The sequence below is a fragment of the Paractinoplanes lichenicola genome, from assembly GCF_016785085.1.
Classification (GTDB): Bacteria; Actinomycetota; Actinomycetes; order Mycobacteriales; family Micromonosporaceae; genus Actinoplanes; species Actinoplanes lichenicola.
Map to the genome: position 1 here is coordinate 79,107 of NZ_JAENHO010000020.1, position 19,025 is coordinate 98,131.

The following is a 19,025-nucleotide window of genomic DNA, read 5'->3' on the forward strand; positions in this document are numbered from 1 at the left end:
TGCGTCCCTGACCGGATGCGCCTTAGTCGGCGCACACTTCGGCACCGAGCCCTCCTATGGATCTGCCGGACGGGAGCGACGTTCGTCACGAAGTGGTGCGGTCGGCAGCCTCAATTCGAGCTTGGACAGGTGCTGCTCATCGCCATAGCCCAGCAGATGGCCGTAGATGTCGAAGGTGGTCTTGATGGAGGCGTGACCGAGGCGACGCTGGATGGCGTAGAAGTCCCAGTCGGCGTCGATCAGGAACGCGACGTGGGAGTGACGCAGGTCGTGGAATCGCGGCCGCTGGTACAGGTATGTCGGGCAGTCGCAGGTCGACGCGGCCGTTCGGGCCGCGCGGGGCGACGACGGGGCCGGCGGATGCTCGGGGCAGCGTTGCGCCGCGGAAATCGCGGGGTACCAGAACCGCTGCCGCAGGTTGTGGGCATTCCAAGGTCCGTGGCGTGGGGCGGCGAACACCAGATCACTGCGTCGCCGTCGATGAATCAGACCCGCGAACAGCTCGGTGAGGCTGCCGGTCAAGGTGACCGACCGTCGCGACGCCTGCGTCTTCGGCTCGGCGAAACTCCCGTCGCCCTGCAGGGTTTGCTCGACGCGAACCGTCGGCAGCGGCCCGTCCAGGTGCACCGATCCCACACGCAGACCCAAAAGCTCACCCAAGCGCATCCCCGTACCCAGCGCGGCCCGGATCAGAGGGTGGATCTGCTCCGGACAGGCATCGAGCAGGATCTGCGCCTCCTCGGTCGTCAGGAAATACGCCCGGTACGGCGTCAACCGCGGCAGACCGTTACCGCGCTGTCCCAACGGCCGATCAAGCGGATTGTCCGCACGATAATGCGGAACCACGTCGCGCATCACCAGGCTCAACACCGCCCAGTGCTTGTGAACGCTCGCCGCCGCCAAATCCTTCGCAAGGCCGGCCTTCCACGGATCGAGGTGGTCGAACCGGGAGATCTGATCAACCGGTATGTCACCGAGATCGGCGATCACCCGATGGCGCAGCAGCCGGGCGTACTCGGCGTGCGTGGACGCCGCGACGTCGATCTTGAGGGTGAGCCACCGCTCGATCCAGTCGCGGAGGGTCGGTGTCGTGGATGGGGGAGGGGGTTGGATGATCATCCTGGGGTCGAGCGCGGCGTAGACCTCGCCGCTGGAGATCCGATGATGCCGGGACTCGGCGAGGGTTTTTGCTGCGAGCGCCATGTCCACCGACGGACCCCGGAAGGTGCAGCACTGCCCGCGGCCTGCTCGGCCCGCCTGCCAGCGGACGCAGAATGATTCCTTGCGTACTTCGATAGAAGCCATAGGTGAGGGTTACTCGTTCCACGGCGGCTCGGCCCTCCCTAGTCCGAGCGTCAGTCCTCGATCGACTGACGTCGTCGACACTTCATGATCCTAGGATGGTTGAGCCGTCGTGGGATCGTCACGGACGTCATCCGCGATGCTGCCTGACAGGCGAACTCGTCTGCGGCGCTGGCATCTGTGAGCTGTCTACCGGCGTCGGTTCTCGTCGTCTCGCTTCTGCTGGAGTAGCCGATTGGGGTTGCGGCGCCGTTGCTGGTCTGACCCACCGGCACGGCGCTCAAGGCTAGAGCCGAAGGTGTGGTGGCCTACCCGGAATGGGTTCTTCGTGGCCTGAACGGCACGGAAATGGCGGCCCGCCAGGCCCGTGAGAAATCGTGATGTCGAGCCTCTGCGGGGGCCCGATCATGGCACGCCATCCCTCGATAGATCGACACGAATTTATCCGCCGCACCTCTTCCGTGTTACGCCACTTTGAGTCATGGTGATATGACTCTGAGTTGTCTTCTCCCGTGGGTGGCGCAGGGCGAGCCGACGATCGTCCGTGGCGCGACCTCCTCCACGGAAGGCTGTCGCGTGGACATTGCGGTCATCCTGGACTGCTACACGGTTGAGCCGAGTGGCTTGGGCGTCCCGCCCTACCTGTCGGCGTACGTACGTCAGGCATGGTCCGCCCTGAGCCGCAACCCGGGATCTGAAGTTCACTACCTGACCATCGATGACGTTCGGTGGGAGCTCAACGGTGGTGAGCCGCTGGCGGCACCGCCCCAGTCCGACCCGCTCACGTACTCGGCGACGTCCAACCGTGGTAACGCCATCAAGCTTCTCCAAGAGGCGAGCAAGGTGGTCATCGTGGCCGGCGACGCCGTCCCGTCGGTACATCTGCACGCCCACAACGGCTCGATCGACGAGATCGTCCGGATCCTGGCCGGCGTACGAGGCCGCCGCGTGCTCCTCGGACCGATGGCCAACCACGTCTTGGCGAACACCGCTACCTACGCCGGGCTCTTCGACGCCCTCCACACGCACACCATCACCTCGAGAAACATCGTTTTAGGCAGCCGTGCCGGCGCCGACTACGCGCAACTGCGCTCCGACCGCGATTCGTTCACCGACCTGATCGGCCAGCTCGGCTGGCAGCCGGTCGGCGAAATCGAGCTCTACCGCGGCTGTACGCGCCGCCGGTACTGCAGCTTCTGCAACGAGCCGGTCAAGTCGTCCGCCGTCGTCTTCCGAGACCTCGACGACGTCCTGGAGGAGATCAGGCAACTCTATGCCGCTGGTGTCCGCCACTTCCGGCTCGGGCAGCAGACGTGCTTCTTCTCCGCCTGGAACCGTGACATCGCGACCATCGAACGCCTCCTCGCCGGGATCCGTGAGACGTGCCCCGATATTGCGGTCCTGCACATCGACAACGCCGACCCGCTCGCCGTGGCCTCACCGGCCGGTGCCCGCATCGCGGCGCTCGTGGGCGCCTACTGCACCGAAGGCAACTGCGCGCCCATGGGCATGGAGTCCTTCGACCCGACCGTGATCGAGAGGAACGCGCTCACCTGCACACCGCAGATTCTGCGGCGGGCGATCGACAACATCAACGCCGTCGGCAACCAGCGCGGCCCCGCCGGCCTGCCCGCACTGCTGCCCGGCATCAACCTCATCTACGGGCTACCCGGCGAAACGCACCGCACCCACCTGGCCAACCTCCGGGGCCTCGACGACCTGCTGGCCGCCGGAGTGATGTGCCACCGCACCAATGTTCGGCAGGCCCGCGCCTACCCCGGCACACCACTGGCGACCATGGCCGCACCGGCCCCGCCACCGTCGCAGGAACATTTCGCCTCCTGGAAGGCAGACATCGACGGCGTCTGGGACCAGCCGATGAAGCAGCGGGTCTACCCGGTAGGCCTACGGCTCCGTGGCTTGCACTCGTTCTTCGTGACCAGCCGTGGCACCTGGTTCCGACGTCTCGGTTCCTATCCGATTCAGGTCGTCGAACGCGACACCGTCATACCGCACTACACTCCGGCCGACCTGACCGTCACCGAACACGCGGCCCGCTTCATCTACGGAGTCCGCGATGCCGGCTGACGCCGCTATCGACACCTTGGCCCAGCTGAAGGACAGCCATTCACAGCTGCGGGAAACAGCCCACGTCGGCGTCCTCGTGCCCTGGGGTAACACCATCGTGGAAACCGAACTACCGCGGCTGGGCCTGGACCGGTTGGTCTTCCACTACGCCCGCCTGGTCCCGGCACGCCGATACCGCGACTCCGACAACTTCCTCGCCGAGATCGCCGCCGCAGTGCCCGACACCCTCGGCCAGTTCGCCCGCCTGACGCTGGCCGGAGCCCTGGTCGGCTGCACCTCTACCGGCTTCCTCAAACCGGAGGCGTACCGGCATACCGCGGTGCTGGACGCCTTCGAAGCGTTGCAGAACCTGCTCCGCGATCTGCAGGCGTCAACGATCGTCCTCGCCACGCCGTATCCGATCCGGCACACCCAAATCCAAGCGGCCCGGCTTCAGGAGGCCGGCTTCACCGTCCTCGACCACGCGAGCCTCAATCTCGGACTCCTGGACGACTTCACCGGCGTAACACCACATCAAATAGCAGACCTGGTTCACCGCATCGATGCACAACAACGCCGACGCGCCGACGCGCTAGTGCTTTCCTGCACCGCGTGGCCGACCATTGAAGCAACCGTGTTGCTCCAACAGGAACTCGGTATACCCGTGGTTTCATCGAATCTGGCCCTTGCCTACAACGCCGTACGTCTCGCCCGAGCCGTGGAGGCACGATGAAACCATCAAAAGCCGATGACCCATTCCATGCGCGGCTGAACCGCCTCGTAGCCCTGGCCGCCGCCCAGGGCAACATCAGAGCCGACGTCGAAGCGAACCACGACGACAACCGATGGTGGCCAGCCTGGATCACCGACTTCCGAATGCGCATGCTGATCGCCGGCTGGAGCACCCGAATCTCCTACAACATGATCAATACCTATGCCAGCGTGGTAACCACCTCGGCCCAGATCGGCTTCGACGCGCTGAAGGAAATGCCCGACGCCGAGATCGCGAAGATCATCCAACCGCTCGGCTTACCCGCCGCGCGAATCAGCTACCTACGGTCTCTGACCGCATTCCTCGACAACCGCGACAGCGACTATCTGCTGGAAGCCGACCCCACCAGCGTCATCGCCGACTTCGCCGACCAGGTCGCCCACGCCTCCTACAAAGTCGGGCAATGCTCCCTGCTCTACGCTCGCGGCTACTACTGCGGCATCATCCCTGTCGACTCCGGCATGATCACCCGGCTGGCGCCCGCCCTCGGTATGAGCCTGTCGTCCGGAGCGATCGCGCACGAGCAGATGCGCCTGCACCTTGAAGCGGCTCTGATCGCGAACAGCGACTACTACACGCGCCTGATGTACGAGCAGCACGCGGTCACGCTTCCTGCCCGCGCCATGCCGTCGTGGTGGCTGCACCTGGTACTGATCTACTTCAAACGCCGCTACCTCAACCAGCCCCACCTCAGGGTCTGCCGTCAAAGGCCGTTCTGCGACGCCGTCCTGGACTGCGCGCACAGCGACGCCATGGCGATGGCATGACCAGGCTCGGGGTGGTCGGCAACATCTCCCGCGACGCGGCCGAGCACCCCGAGCATCAGCACCACCTGCTCGGCGGCGCCGCCCTTTACATCGCTCTCGCCGCTGTTCGTGCCGCAGTGACCGCCGCACCCGTCTCCGTCATCGGTCATGACCTCGCCAAAGAGCTGCAGAGACCGGAGCCGGCCCGGCTCGATCTCTCCAGAATCGCTATCGTCGATCAGCCGTCCTGCCGCTTCCACCTGACCTACGACCAGCAGGGCACGCTGACCAGCGTCGAGGCATCCTACGGGGCGGCCGAACAACTCACCGCTCATGCTCTTGAGCACCTGAATGGCTTCGAGCACGTGCATGTCTGCTGCCGGCGTCCTCTTGACCCCGTACCCGTCCTCGCTGCTCTCGCCGAGCGCGAACAGGACTTCAGCGTCGACTTCATCACCGCCAGCGCCGCCGACATGATCGCTGCGACGGCGCGGTTTCTACCCCATGCCCGAGTCGTGTTCGCTGACGTCAGCGAATACGCGACGCTCGCCCACCTTGTGAACCTCGAAGACCTCCGCACCGTGACCGTGACCGACGGGCCTCGCCCGGCCTCCCTCTACCGCCGAGGCCGGCTGGCCGCCCGCGCCACCGTCCAGCCATCCCCAGCACTCGAGGTCACCGGTGCAGGCGACACCTTCACCGGCACGTTCCTCGCGCGGGTGCTCAACGGCGTACCAGAAGAGCTGTCCCTGCACCACGGCGCCCAAGCGGCAACCAGCCGCGTCGCCAACCTCGGGATCACCCTGCACCCCCAACCCCCGTAGGAGCACCGCTCATGTTCTACGTCGCCCACCGGCTGTTCGCAGCCCACGACCGCCACCTCGGCGCCCTGGCCGCCACCGCGCTCGCCGAACGCACCGACCCCGACAAGGTTTTCCTGCCCTTCTGCGACACCGACGAAGAAGACCTCGTCGCCGACGTCAAAGGCCGCCGCCTGTTCGACCTCGACCGGCAACGACTCGCCCGCCTCAGCGGCATGCTCGCCATCCTGCACGGACCCAGCCTCGACGACGGCGTCTGCATGGAGATCGGCTACGCCGCCGCGCTCGGCGTCCCCATCGTCGTGTTCACCACCGACTTCCAAACGTACGGGTTCTCCGAGAACGGCATCGAGTTCGCCTTCGCCGACCCGCTGATCGAGACCGTCGCCACCGACATCATTCGCGCCCACCGGCTTGGCCAAGCCGACAATCACCCCGACCGATTCCGCCGCTTCGCCGCCCGCAACACCAGGCAAATCCGCGACGGCATCGACCAAGCCGTCGCTCGGCTCCTTGAGCTCAGCAAATCTGACGGCATGACGGCAACGACCACGCCACTATCGTCCGGCACCGTGTTCGTCGAGCCGTCACCGTACGGATCCTCCGTCGAGTGGGCGGCTCTCGTGCGCCAGCACACCAGCACTGCTCAGCGACGTGACGCCCAACGGCACGCAGCCACCAACCCCTTGCAGAGCGCCCAAGCCGACTGGGCGAGCGCTATAAGCAGCCACACCCTGATCGCCGACCTGAGCGGGCCGGAAGCTCCACCAGGCGCCGCCGTCCTAGTCGGCGCCACGCTCGCCGCCGGCGGCCGCGTGTTCGCCTACTGCCCGAACACCGTCTGGACCTTCGCCCACGGTCGTGAACCCAACTGGCGCAACCTCATGATCCAGTACGCCGTGGACGAACGACTCCACCCGCTCGGCCACCCCGCAGGCAGCCGATGATGACCGACCTTCAGTGGGCAACTAACTACGACACCATCGTCTTCGAAGGCTGCGACGGCGCGGGCAAGACCACCCTCGCCCAAGCCGTCGCCCAGCAACTCAACGCCACACTCATCCACGCGGTGCTCGCGCCCCCGGGCACGGACCTTCTCACCACCTACAGCCGCCAACTCGACCGCGACGGGCGGCTGGTCTTCGACCGCTGCTTCCTCAGCGAGCTCGTGTACGGGCCGATCTACCGCGGCACCTCCCGACTCACCTACCAGCACGTGGCGGCCCTGGTCCGCCGAGTCGTCGACCGCAACGGGATCTTCGTCCACGTCACAGCGCCACCCGCCGAAATCAGACGACGCCTGGCAGCACGCGGTGAGGAAGATCCACCCGACGTCAACGAGATCGCCCTGATCTGCGAGCGCTATGAGCAGCTGTTCCGTGCCGTCACCACCATCGCCACCGTCATGCCGTGTAGCACCGTTCACCCAGACGAGGCCGCATGACACGCCGACGACGGGTTACCGAGACCGCGCCAACTCGATAAGCTGCCCCGGCCCGCAGCCCGTCGAGACCCGGAGGCCCGTCTTGGAGATCAGGTCTGCCCAGAAGCTGACCTGGGAAAACAAGCTCGCGAAGGGATTCAACACGAGCGAAGTTCCCCTAGAGTTCTGCCTGCTGCAAGGAGAGGTAGCTGAGGCATTCGACGCGTGGCGCCGCGCCCGCGAAAACCTCGGTGAAGAACTCGCGGACATCGCGATCTACGTCATGTCCCTTGCCGAAATGACCGGCGTAGATCTACAAGGAGCGGTCGAGAACAAGCTCGCGAAGAATGCCAACCGCACCTACGTGAGAGACGAAGCGTCGGGAACGCTCGTAAAGGTGGACCCCACCTGAACGAGGGCAGCCAACGGCGCACCGATCAAGAACAAAGTCGCGAGACCAGCATCTGCGTCGCGCACGGGCTGCCAGTGCGCACCCGAGGTTCCTCGTCTTTCAAGCTGGAGCTTGACAGACTCGAACATGCCTCGAACGATGCTCACCGCCGCGCCTAATACTCCAGCCGTAGATCGTTATGGGTGTTGGAGTCGTCGCTTGTAGTGGCTGATTTTGGCGCGGTGTTGGTGGCGTCGGCGCCAGGTTGACCAGGCGTCCGGGTCGGTGATGCGGCGTGCTGGTTCGATGACGTGAGCGACTAGAAGGCGGCGGATTTCGTTGCAGGTCAACGCGATCAGGCCGTCGGGTGCCGGGGTGCGGGCTTCGGTGGCGGTGGTGACAGCGAGTAGGGCGTAGGCGAGCATCGCGAAGATCGTCCAGCGGTGCCAGGGCTGCCAGCGGCGGTGCTGGTGTTCATCCAGGCCGGCCAGCCCTTGCCGGCTTGAAACGATTCCTCAACGCTCCAGCGGCGCCCGGCGACGGCGACCAGAACGCGTAAAGGCACTGGTGTGGGCGCGTAGCAGCGGTAGAAAGCCAGTTCACCGTGGCGGCGGTGACGACGGATCAGCAGCCACCGGCAGCCGCCCGCTGCCTCGAGTGGGTTCAAGGCGAGCAGAGCCCAGTCGTATATCCGGTCGCCTTTCGCGCCCGGCCCGCAGGACAACGGCTGCCACGCCTGCTGGGGCAGTGTTGCCGGGATCTGGTCGGCGCGGAAGGTGCCGGTGGCGGTGGTGATCCGCCGGTCGCAGCCGATCGCCAGGACCTAGCCGATCCGACGGTCTTCCAGTTCGCCGCGCAACTTCGGGTCAGCGCCGTAGACCTCGTCCGCGGCGACCCAGGACGCCGGGACCCCGGCATCTAACGCGCGGCCGATCATGGTGGTGGTCAGCGCCGGTTTCGTCGCGAACTCGACCTCGGCCGGCACTCCGGCCTGCTCGCAGCGTGGCCGGTCACCGGTCCAGGACTTCGGCAGGTAGAGCTCACGATCCAGTAGTGCATGCCCGTGCCGGCTGGCGTAGGTCAGATAGACGGCGACCTGCGCGTTCTCCACCCGCCCGGCAGTTCCGGTGTATTGGCGTTGCACCCCGACGGTCCGCACGCCCTTCTTGACGTCTCCGGTCTCGTCGCCGACCAGCACGGCATCCGGGTCACCCAGATGTTCGACCACGTAGTCACGCAGGTCGTCGCGTAATCCGTCGGTGTCGATGCTGGCCCGGTTCAGCAGGTGCTGCATCCCGTCCGGGCTGCTGTCGCCGGCATGCTCGGCGATGGTCCAGCAGTTCTTCCGGGGTAGATCCGCCAGCAGGCCCAAGACCAGGCCTTTCGCCCGACGGCGGGTCTCCACCCGGGCGAAACGCCCGGCGATCCGGCCCAGCAGCCCATCGACCGCCGCTCGTAACAGGACAGGTTCTATGCTGTGCCCCACGGCCACCGTGAGGTCATCTGACGTCGACACAACCGACGATGATCACGCGGTGGCCGCCCTGCATCCGGCACCGCCACGCAGAGATCACGATCTACGGCTGGAGTACTATCTCGCCTCGGAGTTTTGCCGCCAAGCCGACGGTGGGCGCACACGGCCGATGAGCCTGGCCTGGATGGGCTGGCGGCCGGGGCACCGGCCGCGGCGATAACCATTACAGTCGCAGTCGTGAGCGCAGATCAGGGTCTTGTCCGGGTGTCCGATTCGTTTGGCGTACGCCGTGCCCGAGCCGGATCGATCCTTGCGGATGACGGGACAAGCTATCAGGTCAAGTGGGATGACACCGGTGACGAAGAGCTTGTCCCACGGGGCGCCGGTGTTCACGTCGCGACGAGGGGTTCGCTGCGTTTCCTGGCTCTGTCCGACTCCCGGCTGTTCCACGCCGTCTTCGGCCAAGAGCCCCTCGCGGTGGTTCTCCGCCTGTTGGCCGAGTCGTCGGTCCCGCTGAACGTGCGAGAGATCCGGGAGCGTCTGGCCGAGCTCGGTCTGAAGAACGAGACCTGGGCCCGGCACGGGCCTCGTGCGCTGGCGGTTCTGCCCAAGTGGCCAAATGTCGTCCGACGGCAGAAGGGCGACACTCTGGCCTACGCCTGGGTGGGGGACGACCTTCCCGAACTCCCGTCAGAGGCCGAGCCCGAACCGGAGCCGGCACCTACGCCCGCGCCTGTGTCGAAGCCCGCTCCTGCTCCCGCCAAGCCGATCGCGGCTGCGACACCGGCCGAACCGGCGGTGCCGTCCGCCGAGCGCCTTCGGCGCCAGATGAGCGCGGCGCGGAGCCTCGGCGAGGTCGCTCGTCTGCTCACGCTCCCGAGAGAGTTCGTGGCTGAGTTGTCACCGGAGGTGGTCGCCTCCGCGCTCCGCCGGGTCGCCGCCGAGGATCGGCTGGTCGCGGGCTGGCTCGACGCCCTGACCGCCTCCGGGCCGATCGGTGCGCTGACCGAGGAACTGGCGACGGCCCGGGCGGCGAACGCCGCACTCCAGAGCCGGGTCGATGAGCTGGAGGAGTGGTGGACGGCCCTTGAGCAGAGCACCGATCCGGGCACCGCAGTCCATCAGCCGGGCAGCTGAGGAGCTTCTGGGCCGATCCTTGACGGGACGCAGCGCGGGGGTGAGATTGCTTGGATGAGGTTGGGGTCTTCGTGTACGGCTCGATGGCCTCCGCCGACGAGATCGGCACGATTCTTGGTCGGCCCGCGGTGGCGGGCGTCGACTACCTGCGCGCGACCCTGCATGGTTGGCGGCTCAGCTGGAACGTGTGCACCGACAATACGACGAGCCGGGAGGTTCGCTACTACGAGCCTGGCACCGGCACGCGTCCGCAGATTCAGGTGCTCTTCCTGAACGTCGAGCCGGATGGGGACGCTCAGACGTCCGGGTATGTGATGCGGGTCGAGGCGGAGCACCTGCAGAAGCTTGACGTCCGCGAGGGCAACTACAACCGGGTGCTGGTGACCGATGAGATCGCCGCCGAGGGGGGTCGGCCCGAAGTGGTGTGGACGTACGTCGGCAAGCCAGGGAGAGCGGCGAACGCCCGCGCCGGGATTGTGCGCGGCACCGCCCGGATCCGGCGTGCGTACCTCGACAAGGTGGTGGCCGCCTTCGAGGGCCGCGGCGAGAACCTGGCCAATCTCCAGGCCGCGTTGGCGAGGGCGGACGTGCCGGTCGTCGAGTTGGAGAGGCGAACCTACTCAAGGAGGTAACAACGCTGGTCCATGGCCTTGCCCGTCAACCGGCGACGCGGACCTCGATGTGGGTGAAGGTGACGCCGTACGGGCCCTTCTTGGTGTTGGGGGTGCTGACAACGCCGAGGTCGAAGGGGCCGCCGGTGAGGTCGGGCTCGTTCAGTGGCTGTTGGCCCAGCAGGATGCCGTCGTGGCCGACCCGTACGGTGTCGTTCTCGACCACTATCTGCGGGTGGAGTTGCGTGCTGCTGGCGACATTCCACTGTTGCAGCACGGTGCTGTCGCCGCTGGCTTCTTCCTCGGCGTGCAGCTGCCAGACGCTCGGGCAGACGTCGAGGCGGTAGCGGGTGGCGGGGGTGGAGGCGAACCAGATGCCGAGGCAGCTGCCGGGGCGGTCGAGGTGGCCGGTCGCCTCGACGGAGTAGATGCCCTTGACTTGTCGGTCGGGGCCGGAGCAGCGCCAGATGCCGGGGTCCTGGTTCTGGATTTTCAGGCCGTCGTTGGTGAAGCGGCAGTACGTCTGGCCGCCTTGGACCGATGAGGGCTCCCACTCGCCGTCGGTGACCAGGGGGTTGGAGATCGCGAGGATGCCGCTCGGCAGGACCAGCGTCGTGTCGGAGCCGGTGCTGCTCGGCGAAGCCGACGTCTGGTCGGAGTTGGTGTTGCGGGCGCGCAGGGCGAAACCGAGTCCGCCGGCCAGAGCCAGCACCAGGATGACGGCCGTGGCGAGAAAAGCCCTGCGCGGGCGAGCATGCCGGGCCCGGCCGACCGCAGCGCGCTGCTCGAGGACATCCCGGACCACCGCGGTCCCGTCGCCGTCCGGGCCGATCAAGGTCTGGATGAGGTCCCGGGCCGTCGGTCGCAGCTGTGGGGACGCGGACAGCGCCTGTTCCACGAGGTTGCGCAGCGGGCCGGTCAGGCCGTCCAGGGTGGGGGTGCCGCCCATGATCCGGCCGAAGACGCCGACCGCGGAGTCGGCGTCGAAAGGGGGATGGCCCTGGGCCGCGTAGGCCACCACGCAGCCCCAGGCGAACACGTCCGTGGCCGGGGTCACCGCGTCGGCTATCGCCCCGAAGCGTTCCGGCGCCATGTAGTTGATCGAGCCGACGATCTCGCCGGTCCGGGTGTGCTGGGTCGTCGGCTCCAGCGCCCGGGCGATGCCGAAGTCGATCACCTTGGGGCTGCCCGGCGCCAGCAGCACGTTCTGCGGTTTGAGGTCGCGGTGGATGACTCCGGCCTCGTGGATCGCGGCCAGGGCGGTCGCCACCCCGATGGCCAGGCCGTGCAGGTTCGCCGGGCTCAGCGGGCCCCGCCGCTGGATCTCCTCGGCCAGGGACGGCCCGTCCACGAACTCGACCACCAGGTAGGGCTGTGCGGCGTCCGGGTCGGCGTCGAGCACCTCGGCCGTGCAGAACGGCGGCACCTGCCGGGCGCGGGCGACCTCGGACCGGAACCGCGCCCGGAAGCCGTCGTTCCCGGCGAGCTGGGCGTGGATCACCTTGACCGCCACCCGGCGGCCGTCCCGGGCCCGCGCCTCGTAGACCACGCCCATGCCGCCCGCCCCGAGCCGCCGTACGAGCTCATAGGGGCCGACATGTGACGGGTCCTCCGGACGCAGCCGGCCGTCGGGTTCGCTCACGCCCGCTCCCAGTCCATCGAGGATGATGGGCGAACCCTATCGCCGACCGGCCGGCGCAGCCGGGGCGGCCGGGCGGCCGCTCAGGGCTTGTTCCGGTCAGCTGACGGTGAGCGCGGTGTCGTCGATGACGAATGACGTTTTCAGTGAGGAGTCCTCGACCCCGGTGAATTTGAGGGTGACGGTCTGTCCGGCGAAGGCGGCCAGGTTGTACGAGCGCAGGGTGTAGGCGCCGGCGTTGAGGTTGGAGAACACCTGCAGCGTGGTCGAGCCGGCCTGCACGGTCAGTTTGTCGTACTGGGTGCTGGTCGTCGTCTCGGCCGTGCTGATCTTCAGGTAGAACGACAGCGTGTAGGTGCTGCAGCCGGCGGGGAGGGCCACGGACTGGGAGAGGGTTTCCGTGCTGGTCGAGCCGTTGCCGTTGAGCCACGCGTCGCGGGTGCCGGTGCGCGGTGAGGCCTCGCCGGTGTTGGCGCCGATGACTCCGGTCGACGCGGTCCACGGGGTCGTGGCGGTCTCGAAGCCGGGATTGCCGAGCTTCTGTCCGGGGCTCGCGCAGCCGCCGGGCCCGGCGGTGCCCGTGGTGAGGGTCCAGGCGGCGTACAACTCGGCGTTCGCCCAGCGGCCCAGCGAGGTGGAGTTGATGTTCGACGGGTACGAGTCGCATGCCTTGTGGTAGCAGGGGTCGTACGCCTGACCGGCGGTGCCGCCCCACTTGGCCACCTGGGCGCTGGTCTTCTTGTAGCTCGCCCCGGTGGAGTTGATCGAGGACGGGATGCCGGCGTTGCGGAACGAGCCGTCGTCGCTGCAGCACTCGGTCGACGTCTCGGTCGGTACGTTGATCGACGTAAAGTATTCGCGCAGCTTGACGGCGACGGCGTCGGTGCCGGTCACGAAGTAGCCGCCGTTGGTGGAGGCGATCATGTCGAAGGTGCCGTACGCCTTGATCGCCGTCCGCTGGGCCGTGGTCAGCGAGTTGACGTAGAACTTGGAGCCGATCAGCCCCTGCTCCTCGCCGGCCCACCAGCCGAACCGGACGTGGTTGGTCATGGCCGGGTTGTTCGCGGCCAGGACGAGTGCGGCTTCGAGCAGGGTCGCCGTCCCGGAGCCGTCGTCGTTGATGCCCGGCCCGGCCGAGACGCTGTCGGAGTGGGCTCCGAACATGTAGGTGTTGCTGGTGTCGCCGCCCGGCCAGTCGGCGATGATGTTCTTGGCCGAGCCGCTGCAGGTGGTGCACGTCTGGACGGTGACGGTGTAGCCGGCCGCCTGCAGTTTCTGCTGCAAATAGGTCGTCGTCGCGGTGTGCCCGGCCGTGCCGGTGGCGCGGTTGCCGCCGTTGCTGCTCGCGAAGGTCTGCAGTTGTTGCAGGTGGGCGTTGACGTTGGCGACGTTCACGGCGGGCGGAGCGGCCGACAGCGTTCGTACGCTGGTCGAGGCCACCGCCGGCGCCGCGAAGAGGGCCACCGTCGCCGCGACGAGGACAGCTGTCACCGCTCTGCATCTCATGAGGGCTCCTATGATCGAGGCCAATCTATGGCCAGCCGTAGGAGAACAGGAATGCCCCACCGGGCACAAGATATCGAAGTACCTATATCGCTCAGGTGCTTCGACGCCGCAGGTGGCTGAGAAACGGCCGGAGTCGGTCGGGTTTTGCCGGCCGGGCCGGTTGAGATACGAGAATCTTTCTGGATGAGCGGGGACGGGTGGTCAAACGGGGGAGCGATGGCGCACGAGAGTTGTGCCGTCGTCGTTGGGCTGCTTGTTCCGCTCTACCGGGCTGCCAGCAGGGTGCGGATGGCCTCGGCCTCGTGCATGTCGTGTTCGGTGTAGAGGTGCAGGGCGCGCTCGAAATACTGCCTCGCGGCGGCCCGGTCGCCCTGCTGGTCGAGGGTGTGGGCGAGGCCGGTGCAGGCCCGGCCCTGTTGTTCGGCCATGCCGCTGTCGCCGGCGATGGTCAGGGCCGCCTCGAAATGGGTGATCGACGACTCCAGGTGGCCGGCCGCGCGGGTCGCCTCGCCCAGGCCGTTGAGGATGTCGGCCTCGCCGACGCGGTCGCCGGCCGCGCGTTTGAAGGCCAGGGCCCGCTCGTGGCAGTCGATGGCCGGTTCCGGTTCGCCGAGGCGGGTGTGGACCAGGCCCAGGGCGTCCAGGGCGTCCGCCTCGAAGCTGCGGTTGCCGAGCCGGCGGGCCAGGGCGAGGGCCTCCTCGCCGTGCTTGCGGGCCTCGTCGAGCCGGCCGCCGCGGGCCTCGATGTTCGCCATGTTGCTCAGGGCCTTGGCCGTGCTGTTGAGGTCGCCGACCTCCTGGTGGATCGTGAGCCCCCGGGTCAGGAAGTCGATCGCCGCCTCGAAGTTGCCGAGCGTCCCCTCGTTGTAGCCGAGGTTGTGCAGGGCGCGGGCCTCGCCGATCCGGTCGTCGGCCTCCAGATAGAGGGCGTACGCCTTCTCGTAGTGAACCTTCGCCGCCGCCGGGCCGCGGTGGTAGAACTCGAGGTTGGCCCGGTTCATCACCGTGTGGGCCTGGCCGCGGACGTCGTGGACGCTCCGGAACAACCCGGCCGACCGCTCGAGCCGATCGGCTGCGAGCTCGGTCCGGCCCAGGTTGGTGTAGGCGACGCCCTGCGCGGACAAGGCCTTGGCCTCGGCGTGGGCGTCACCGGCCGAGCGCGCGGCCACGGCGGCCCGGTCGTTCATGGCCAGCAGGTCGCGGTAGCTCGTGTAGAGCAGGTAGAAGAACAGCACTTGCGCGAGGCGGACGGTGTGGGTCGGCCAGCCGTGGTCGTGGGCGTACGCGGCGACGACCATCAGCGTGGAGTGCTCGGCGGTGAGCCAGGCCGAGGCGGCGTCCGAGTCGGGCAGCGCGGGAATCGGCGTCGCGGTGGGAGGGGCCGAGGGGCGGCGGTCGGCGCCCGTCGGATACAGGATCGTCATCGCGGCCACGGTGGTGGCCAGGTAATGGTCGAACAGGCGGGTCAGGGCCTCGCGCCGGGCGGCCGGACGCTCGTGCTCGTGGGCGAGCTCGGCCGCGTGCAGGCGGATCAGGTCGTGCTGGGTGTAGCGGTCGTCGCCCGCGAGCGTGATCAGGTGGTCGGCGTACAACTGCCGCAGGCCCGTACGGACCGTTTCCAGGTCGCCGCCGGTCAGCGCGGCGGCCGCGTGCGAGTCGAAGTCCTCCGCCGGGTGCAGCGCCACCAGCCGGAGCAGCCGCTGCTGGCCGGCGTCCAGGTTCTGATAGGACCGGTCGAGGGCGAGGGCCACGCCGTCGTCCAGCCGCCCGGTGCGGCGGCGCTCGTCGAGCCGGTCCGCGTGGTCGGCCAGGGACCAGCCCGGTTTCGCCCGCACCTGCGCCGCGACCAGGCCGAGCGCGAGCGGCAGGCGGCCGCACAGCTCGGTGATGCGTTCCGCGGCCTCGGGGTCGTCACGGACGGTCGCCGCGCCCACCTCGTCGGTCAGGAACCGCAGCGCCTCCGGCGGCCCGAAGACCTCGAGGCTCAGCGAGACGGCCGGGTCGAGCGCGTCGAGACTGCGCCGGCTGGTGACCAGCGCCGAGCAGCCCGGCGTGGTCGGCAGCAGGGGCCGCACCTGGTCGGCGTCGGCCGCGTTGTCCAGCACGACCAGCGTACGGGTGCCGGAAAGCCGCTCGTCGAAGAGCTGGCGGCAGGCCGCGAGGTCGTGCGGGATGTTGGAGCCGGGGACGCCGAGCAGTCGCAGGAAACCGTCGAGCACGGCGACCGGGTCGGCCGGCGGGTGGCTCGGGTCGGGGTCGAACCCCCGCAAACTGACAAAAAGCGTTCGCTCGTACGCGAGCAGGTGCGCCGCCCGTACGGCCAATTGGGTCTTCCCGACTCCGGCCATCCCCTGGATCGCGGCGATCCCGTCAGTGGCCAGCGCCTCGCGCAGCCGGCGCAATTCGTCCGTACGACCGGTGAACAGCGGAAGCTCCGGCGGCAAGGTGCCGTAAACGCGTACTTGGGAGGCCGCCCACCGCTGACCGGCGACGGCCTGCAACGCCTGCTGCCATTGCGCCAGGTAAAGGGGATCGGGGTGCAGCACCTGGACGATCGCCGTCACCAGCTCCGCGCTGAGCCGGCGCCGGCCGGGCCGGAAGCAGTCGCTCACGGTGGTCCGGCCGACCGGGTCGCCGTTCGGCCGCCCGGCCGCGTTGACCAGCGAGGTTATCCGCGCGTAGGACGGATCACCGGCCCAGGCCTTGAGCGCGGAGAGCTGCTCGGCCAGCTCGTCCATCGTCGTCGCCACGCCCGGGTCGGGTAGCGCGGGCGCCTCCACGGCCAGCGCCTGCGTCACGGCCCGATGCAACGTCGCCAGGCTCGGCACGCGCGCGCCGCCGGCCTTCGCCAGCATCTCCCGGTGCAGCGCGGACACGTTGCCACCCAGCTGTGCCAACCGGTCGAGCAGCGCGGCATCGACGACAAACCCTGCACGATCCAAAAGAGGCCACTCCATGATGGGCGATCGGCCTCCCACTATGCGTCACGAACCCCGATCGCGACCAGCCCGGGGGAACGTCTTGACCGTGTCGCGGCAACATGGTTTCCACTCGACCCGAGATGTTCGATCAATGGCGCAGGCGGCGGGCGATCCAGCGGGTCAGGCCCGGTGACGGCCGACCCCTGAAAAGGTTCCGCTGGTGGCAGCTGCTCACCCGGTCGCTGTTCTATCTGCCGCCCGACGCGGGGGCGGGCCGGCCCGCCGAATACGCCGTGGACGTGCACCATATGCGCTCCGAGAACGAGGGCGGCGACATCGGGGCGCACCTCTACCGCGACGGCCGGCGACAGGCCCGGTCGGTGCTGCCCGCGATCTTCACCGTGGAGGGCGGCGAGATCCAGGTCGCCGCGACGACGTTCGGCCTGCGGCGTTGCCACTTCGTCACCGGCGACGGGAGCGAGCGGCAACTCGTCCCCGATCCGCGCTCCGGCGAGGGCCGCCGCGCTCGCCTCGACCGGGAGCGTCCGCTGCTGAGCCGGGCGATCGGCGCGTTCTCGCTGCTCGTGCTGCTGGTGGCGGCGATCCTGGCCCTGCCGCAGCTGGTCGAGTCGCTCTCCCGGATCCCGCCGGTGGCCGACCGCTGGGGTGTGTTCACGTCGCCCCTCCGGCTGCCCGCGTGGTTCAACGTCGGGCTGGCGGTGGTCGCGGCGGTGGCCAGCACCGAGCGCGCGCTGCGGCTGCGGTATAACGCATGGCTTGACGACGCCTGATTCTAGGAGACATGAGATGACTCGACCGCCGCTCGCCGAGCAGTTCGACCTGCAGCCGCATCCCGAGGGTGGCTGGTTCCGCGAGACCTTCCGATCGGCCACCACGATCAACCCGGACGGATACCCGGGCCCGCGCGCCGCCGCGACGGCGATCTACTTCCTGCTCAACCCGGGGGAGAGCTCAGCCTGGCACGTGGTGCGCTCCGACGAGCTGTGGTTCTGGCACTCGGGCGGCCCGCTCGAGCTCAGCCTCGGTGGCGCCGGGGAGACGCCCGAGTTGGCGACCACCGAGGTGCTGAGCGGTGCGAACCCGCAGGTGCTGATCCCGGCCGGCGTCTGGCAGGCGGCCGTGCCCACCGGTCCGGAGGCCGTCCTGGTGAGCTGCGTGGTCTCCCCGGGGTTCGACTTCGCCGACTTCAAGCTGGACCTGCGGTGACACCGTGGCCGCGTCACATCCGTACTCGGTGAGCACGACTCCGGCCAGGAGGACGACGTTGATGACGGTGCGGATGCAGGACATCGCAGCCCTCTCGGTTTTCACTAGCTGAACAGGCACAGTCAGTGAAAACCGTGTTCATGCGACACAGTCAAGCAGCATGTCCGCGTGCAGCCGCCGCAACGACGCTCCGGGAAGCAGGCGCAGCTCGGCGGCCAGGGTCTGGCTTGCCCGCTGATAGGCCAGCAGGGCCTCGGCCCGGCGGCCCGAGCGATAGAGCGCCAGCATCAGCTGCCCGTGCACCCGTTCCCGCAGGGGATAGGTGACGGCCAGCCGGGACAGTTCGGCGACGAGCCCGGCGTGCCGTCCGGCCGCCAGGTCCGCGTCCACACGGTCGCTGAGCGCGGCGAAACGGGCCTCGTCGAGCTCGGCGCAGAGCCGGTGCCGCAGGGCGCCCGTCGCGGTGCCGGCCAGGGCCGGGCCGCGCCACAGGTCGAGGGCCGCGGCCAGCCGCGCCGACCGTTCGCCCGGCTCGCCGACCTCGCGCGCCCGCGCGACCATGGCGTGGAACCGGTGCAGGTCGACCGCGGCGGGCTGAACGTCCAGGACGTAGCCGGAGCCCTGGGCCCGCAGCAGCGGCTGCCGGACGCCGGACGCGCCGCGCAGTGCCGTCCGGATGCGCGACATCAGGGCCTGCAACGTCGCCCGCGCGCCGGCCGGCGGACCGCTCTCCCAGAGCAGGTCGACGATCCGATCGACGTCGACCACCCGGCCCGGCTCCAGCAGCAGCACGCTGAGGGCGAGGCGTTCCTTGCGGCGACGCAGCGCCACCACGTCGCCGCGGGCATCGAGGATCTGCACCGGGCCGAGCAGCCGGATCTCCATGCGGGCGACCCTAGGGAAACGCCGTATACGGGCCGTATATGCGGGCGTGGCAAGGCGGTGGCAAGGACGGGCGGTGATCGTGATCCGGCTGCCATCCACATGG

At 68.4% G+C, this 19,025-nt stretch carries 16 protein-coding genes and 1 pseudogene; 11 read left to right on the forward strand and 6 right to left on the reverse strand.

Translation table 11 applies throughout. The features are described 5' to 3' along the window. Positions 1-54: 54 nt before the first annotated feature. Positions 55-1,203 carry a tyrosine-type recombinase/integrase gene (locus tag JKJ07_RS45660; RefSeq protein ID WP_236031247.1) on the reverse strand — a complete coding sequence of 383 codons (1,149 nt, stop codon included), beginning with the start codon at positions 1,201-1,203 and terminating at the stop codon, positions 55-57. Between the two features lie 615 nt (positions 1,204-1,818). Here JKJ07_RS45660 and JKJ07_RS45665 point away from each other — a divergent pair. The 7 genes from JKJ07_RS45665 (at position 1,819) to JKJ07_RS45695 (ending at position 7,543) form a co-directional block, all read left to right on the forward strand. Next, on the forward strand, positions 1,819-3,390 hold the full coding sequence (locus JKJ07_RS45665) for a radical SAM protein (RefSeq protein ID WP_202998352.1): 1,572 nt from the start codon (positions 1,819-1,821) through the stop codon (positions 3,388-3,390). Continuing rightward, positions 3,380-4,102: an aspartate racemase/maleate isomerase family protein gene (locus tag JKJ07_RS45670; RefSeq protein WP_202998353.1), complete on the forward strand. Its 723-nt coding sequence runs from the start codon at positions 3,380-3,382 to the stop codon at positions 4,100-4,102. Before JKJ07_RS45665 ends, JKJ07_RS45670 begins: the two co-directional genes overlap by 11 nt. Further along, positions 4,099-4,908, forward strand: coding sequence for a hypothetical protein (locus JKJ07_RS45675; protein WP_202998354.1), 810 nt, complete (start codon positions 4,099-4,101; stop codon positions 4,906-4,908). Before JKJ07_RS45670 ends, JKJ07_RS45675 begins: the two co-directional genes overlap by 4 nt. Further along, positions 4,905-5,711: a carbohydrate kinase family protein gene (locus JKJ07_RS45680; protein ID WP_202998355.1), complete on the forward strand. Its 807-nt coding sequence runs from the start codon at positions 4,905-4,907 to the stop codon at positions 5,709-5,711. The genes JKJ07_RS45675 and JKJ07_RS45680 overlap by 4 nt, the downstream gene beginning before the upstream one ends. An 11-nt stretch (positions 5,712-5,722) precedes the next feature. Beyond that, on the forward strand, positions 5,723-6,655 hold the full coding sequence (locus JKJ07_RS45685; RefSeq protein ID WP_202998356.1) for a nucleoside 2-deoxyribosyltransferase: 933 nt from the start codon (positions 5,723-5,725) through the stop codon (positions 6,653-6,655). Then, entirely contained in the window at positions 6,655-7,152 is a 498-nt protein-coding gene (locus tag JKJ07_RS45690) for a nucleoside/nucleotide kinase family protein (RefSeq protein ID WP_202998357.1), read from the forward strand. The genes JKJ07_RS45685 and JKJ07_RS45690 overlap by 1 nt, the downstream gene beginning before the upstream one ends. Before the next feature lie 82 nt (positions 7,153-7,234). Then, positions 7,235-7,543: a MazG-like family protein gene (locus tag JKJ07_RS45695; protein ID WP_202998358.1), complete on the forward strand. Its 309-nt coding sequence runs from the start codon at positions 7,235-7,237 to the stop codon at positions 7,541-7,543. Positions 7,544-7,719: 176 nt separating this feature from the next. On the opposite strand, the pseudogene JKJ07_RS45700 reads toward JKJ07_RS45695, so the two are convergent. Beyond that, positions 7,720-9,014: pseudogene (locus JKJ07_RS45700) on the reverse strand (IS701 family transposase). Positions 9,015-9,473: 459 nt separating this feature from the next. Between JKJ07_RS45700 and JKJ07_RS45705 the strand changes: the two are divergent. Both JKJ07_RS45705 and JKJ07_RS45710 read left to right on the forward strand, forming a co-directional pair. After that, positions 9,474-10,133, forward strand: a complete 660-nt coding sequence (locus tag JKJ07_RS45705; RefSeq protein WP_202998359.1) for a hypothetical protein — start codon at positions 9,474-9,476, stop codon at positions 10,131-10,133. A 71-nt stretch (positions 10,134-10,204) separates the two neighbouring features. Beyond that, the gene (locus JKJ07_RS45710) at positions 10,205-10,765 is read left to right on the forward strand and encodes a gamma-glutamylcyclotransferase family protein (protein ID WP_202998360.1); all 561 of its coding nucleotides are present in this window, start codon (positions 10,205-10,207) and stop codon (positions 10,763-10,765) included. Positions 10,766-10,790: 25 nt separating this feature from the next. Here the strand turns inward: JKJ07_RS45710 and JKJ07_RS45715 are convergent, their stop codons facing one another. The 3 genes from JKJ07_RS45715 to JKJ07_RS45725 form a co-directional block, all read right to left on the reverse strand. Further along, positions 10,791-12,386 (reverse strand): serine/threonine-protein kinase, encoded by a 1,596-nt coding sequence (locus JKJ07_RS45715; protein ID WP_307834785.1) that lies wholly within the window; start codon positions 12,384-12,386, stop codon positions 10,791-10,793. 96 nt (positions 12,387-12,482) lie between these two features. Beyond that, positions 12,483-13,874 (reverse strand): M28 family peptidase, encoded by a 1,392-nt coding sequence (locus JKJ07_RS45720; RefSeq protein WP_307834786.1) that lies wholly within the window; start codon positions 13,872-13,874, stop codon positions 12,483-12,485. 278 nt (positions 13,875-14,152) lie between these two features. Then, a complete protein-coding gene (locus JKJ07_RS45725) occupies positions 14,153-16,831 on the reverse strand; it encodes an ATP-binding protein (RefSeq protein ID WP_202998361.1) in 2,679 nt (892 codons plus the stop codon). Between the two features lie 98 nt (positions 16,832-16,929). Between JKJ07_RS45725 and JKJ07_RS45730 the strand changes: the two genes are divergently transcribed. Then, positions 16,930-17,601 carry a hypothetical protein gene (locus tag JKJ07_RS45730; protein WP_236031209.1) on the forward strand — a complete coding sequence of 224 codons (672 nt, stop codon included), beginning with the start codon at positions 16,930-16,932 and terminating at the stop codon, positions 17,599-17,601. A gap of 16 nt (positions 17,602-17,617) precedes the next feature. After that, complete coding sequence (locus JKJ07_RS45735) at positions 17,618-18,037, forward strand: cupin domain-containing protein (protein ID WP_202998362.1); 420 nt, start codon at positions 17,618-17,620, stop codon at positions 18,035-18,037. A gap of 138 nt (positions 18,038-18,175) precedes the next feature. On the opposite strand, the gene JKJ07_RS45740 is transcribed toward JKJ07_RS45735, so the two are convergent. Beyond that, positions 18,176-18,922 (reverse strand): AfsR/SARP family transcriptional regulator, encoded by a 747-nt coding sequence (locus JKJ07_RS45740; protein WP_202998363.1) that lies wholly within the window; start codon positions 18,920-18,922, stop codon positions 18,176-18,178. Between the last annotated feature and the right edge of the window lie 103 nt (positions 18,923-19,025).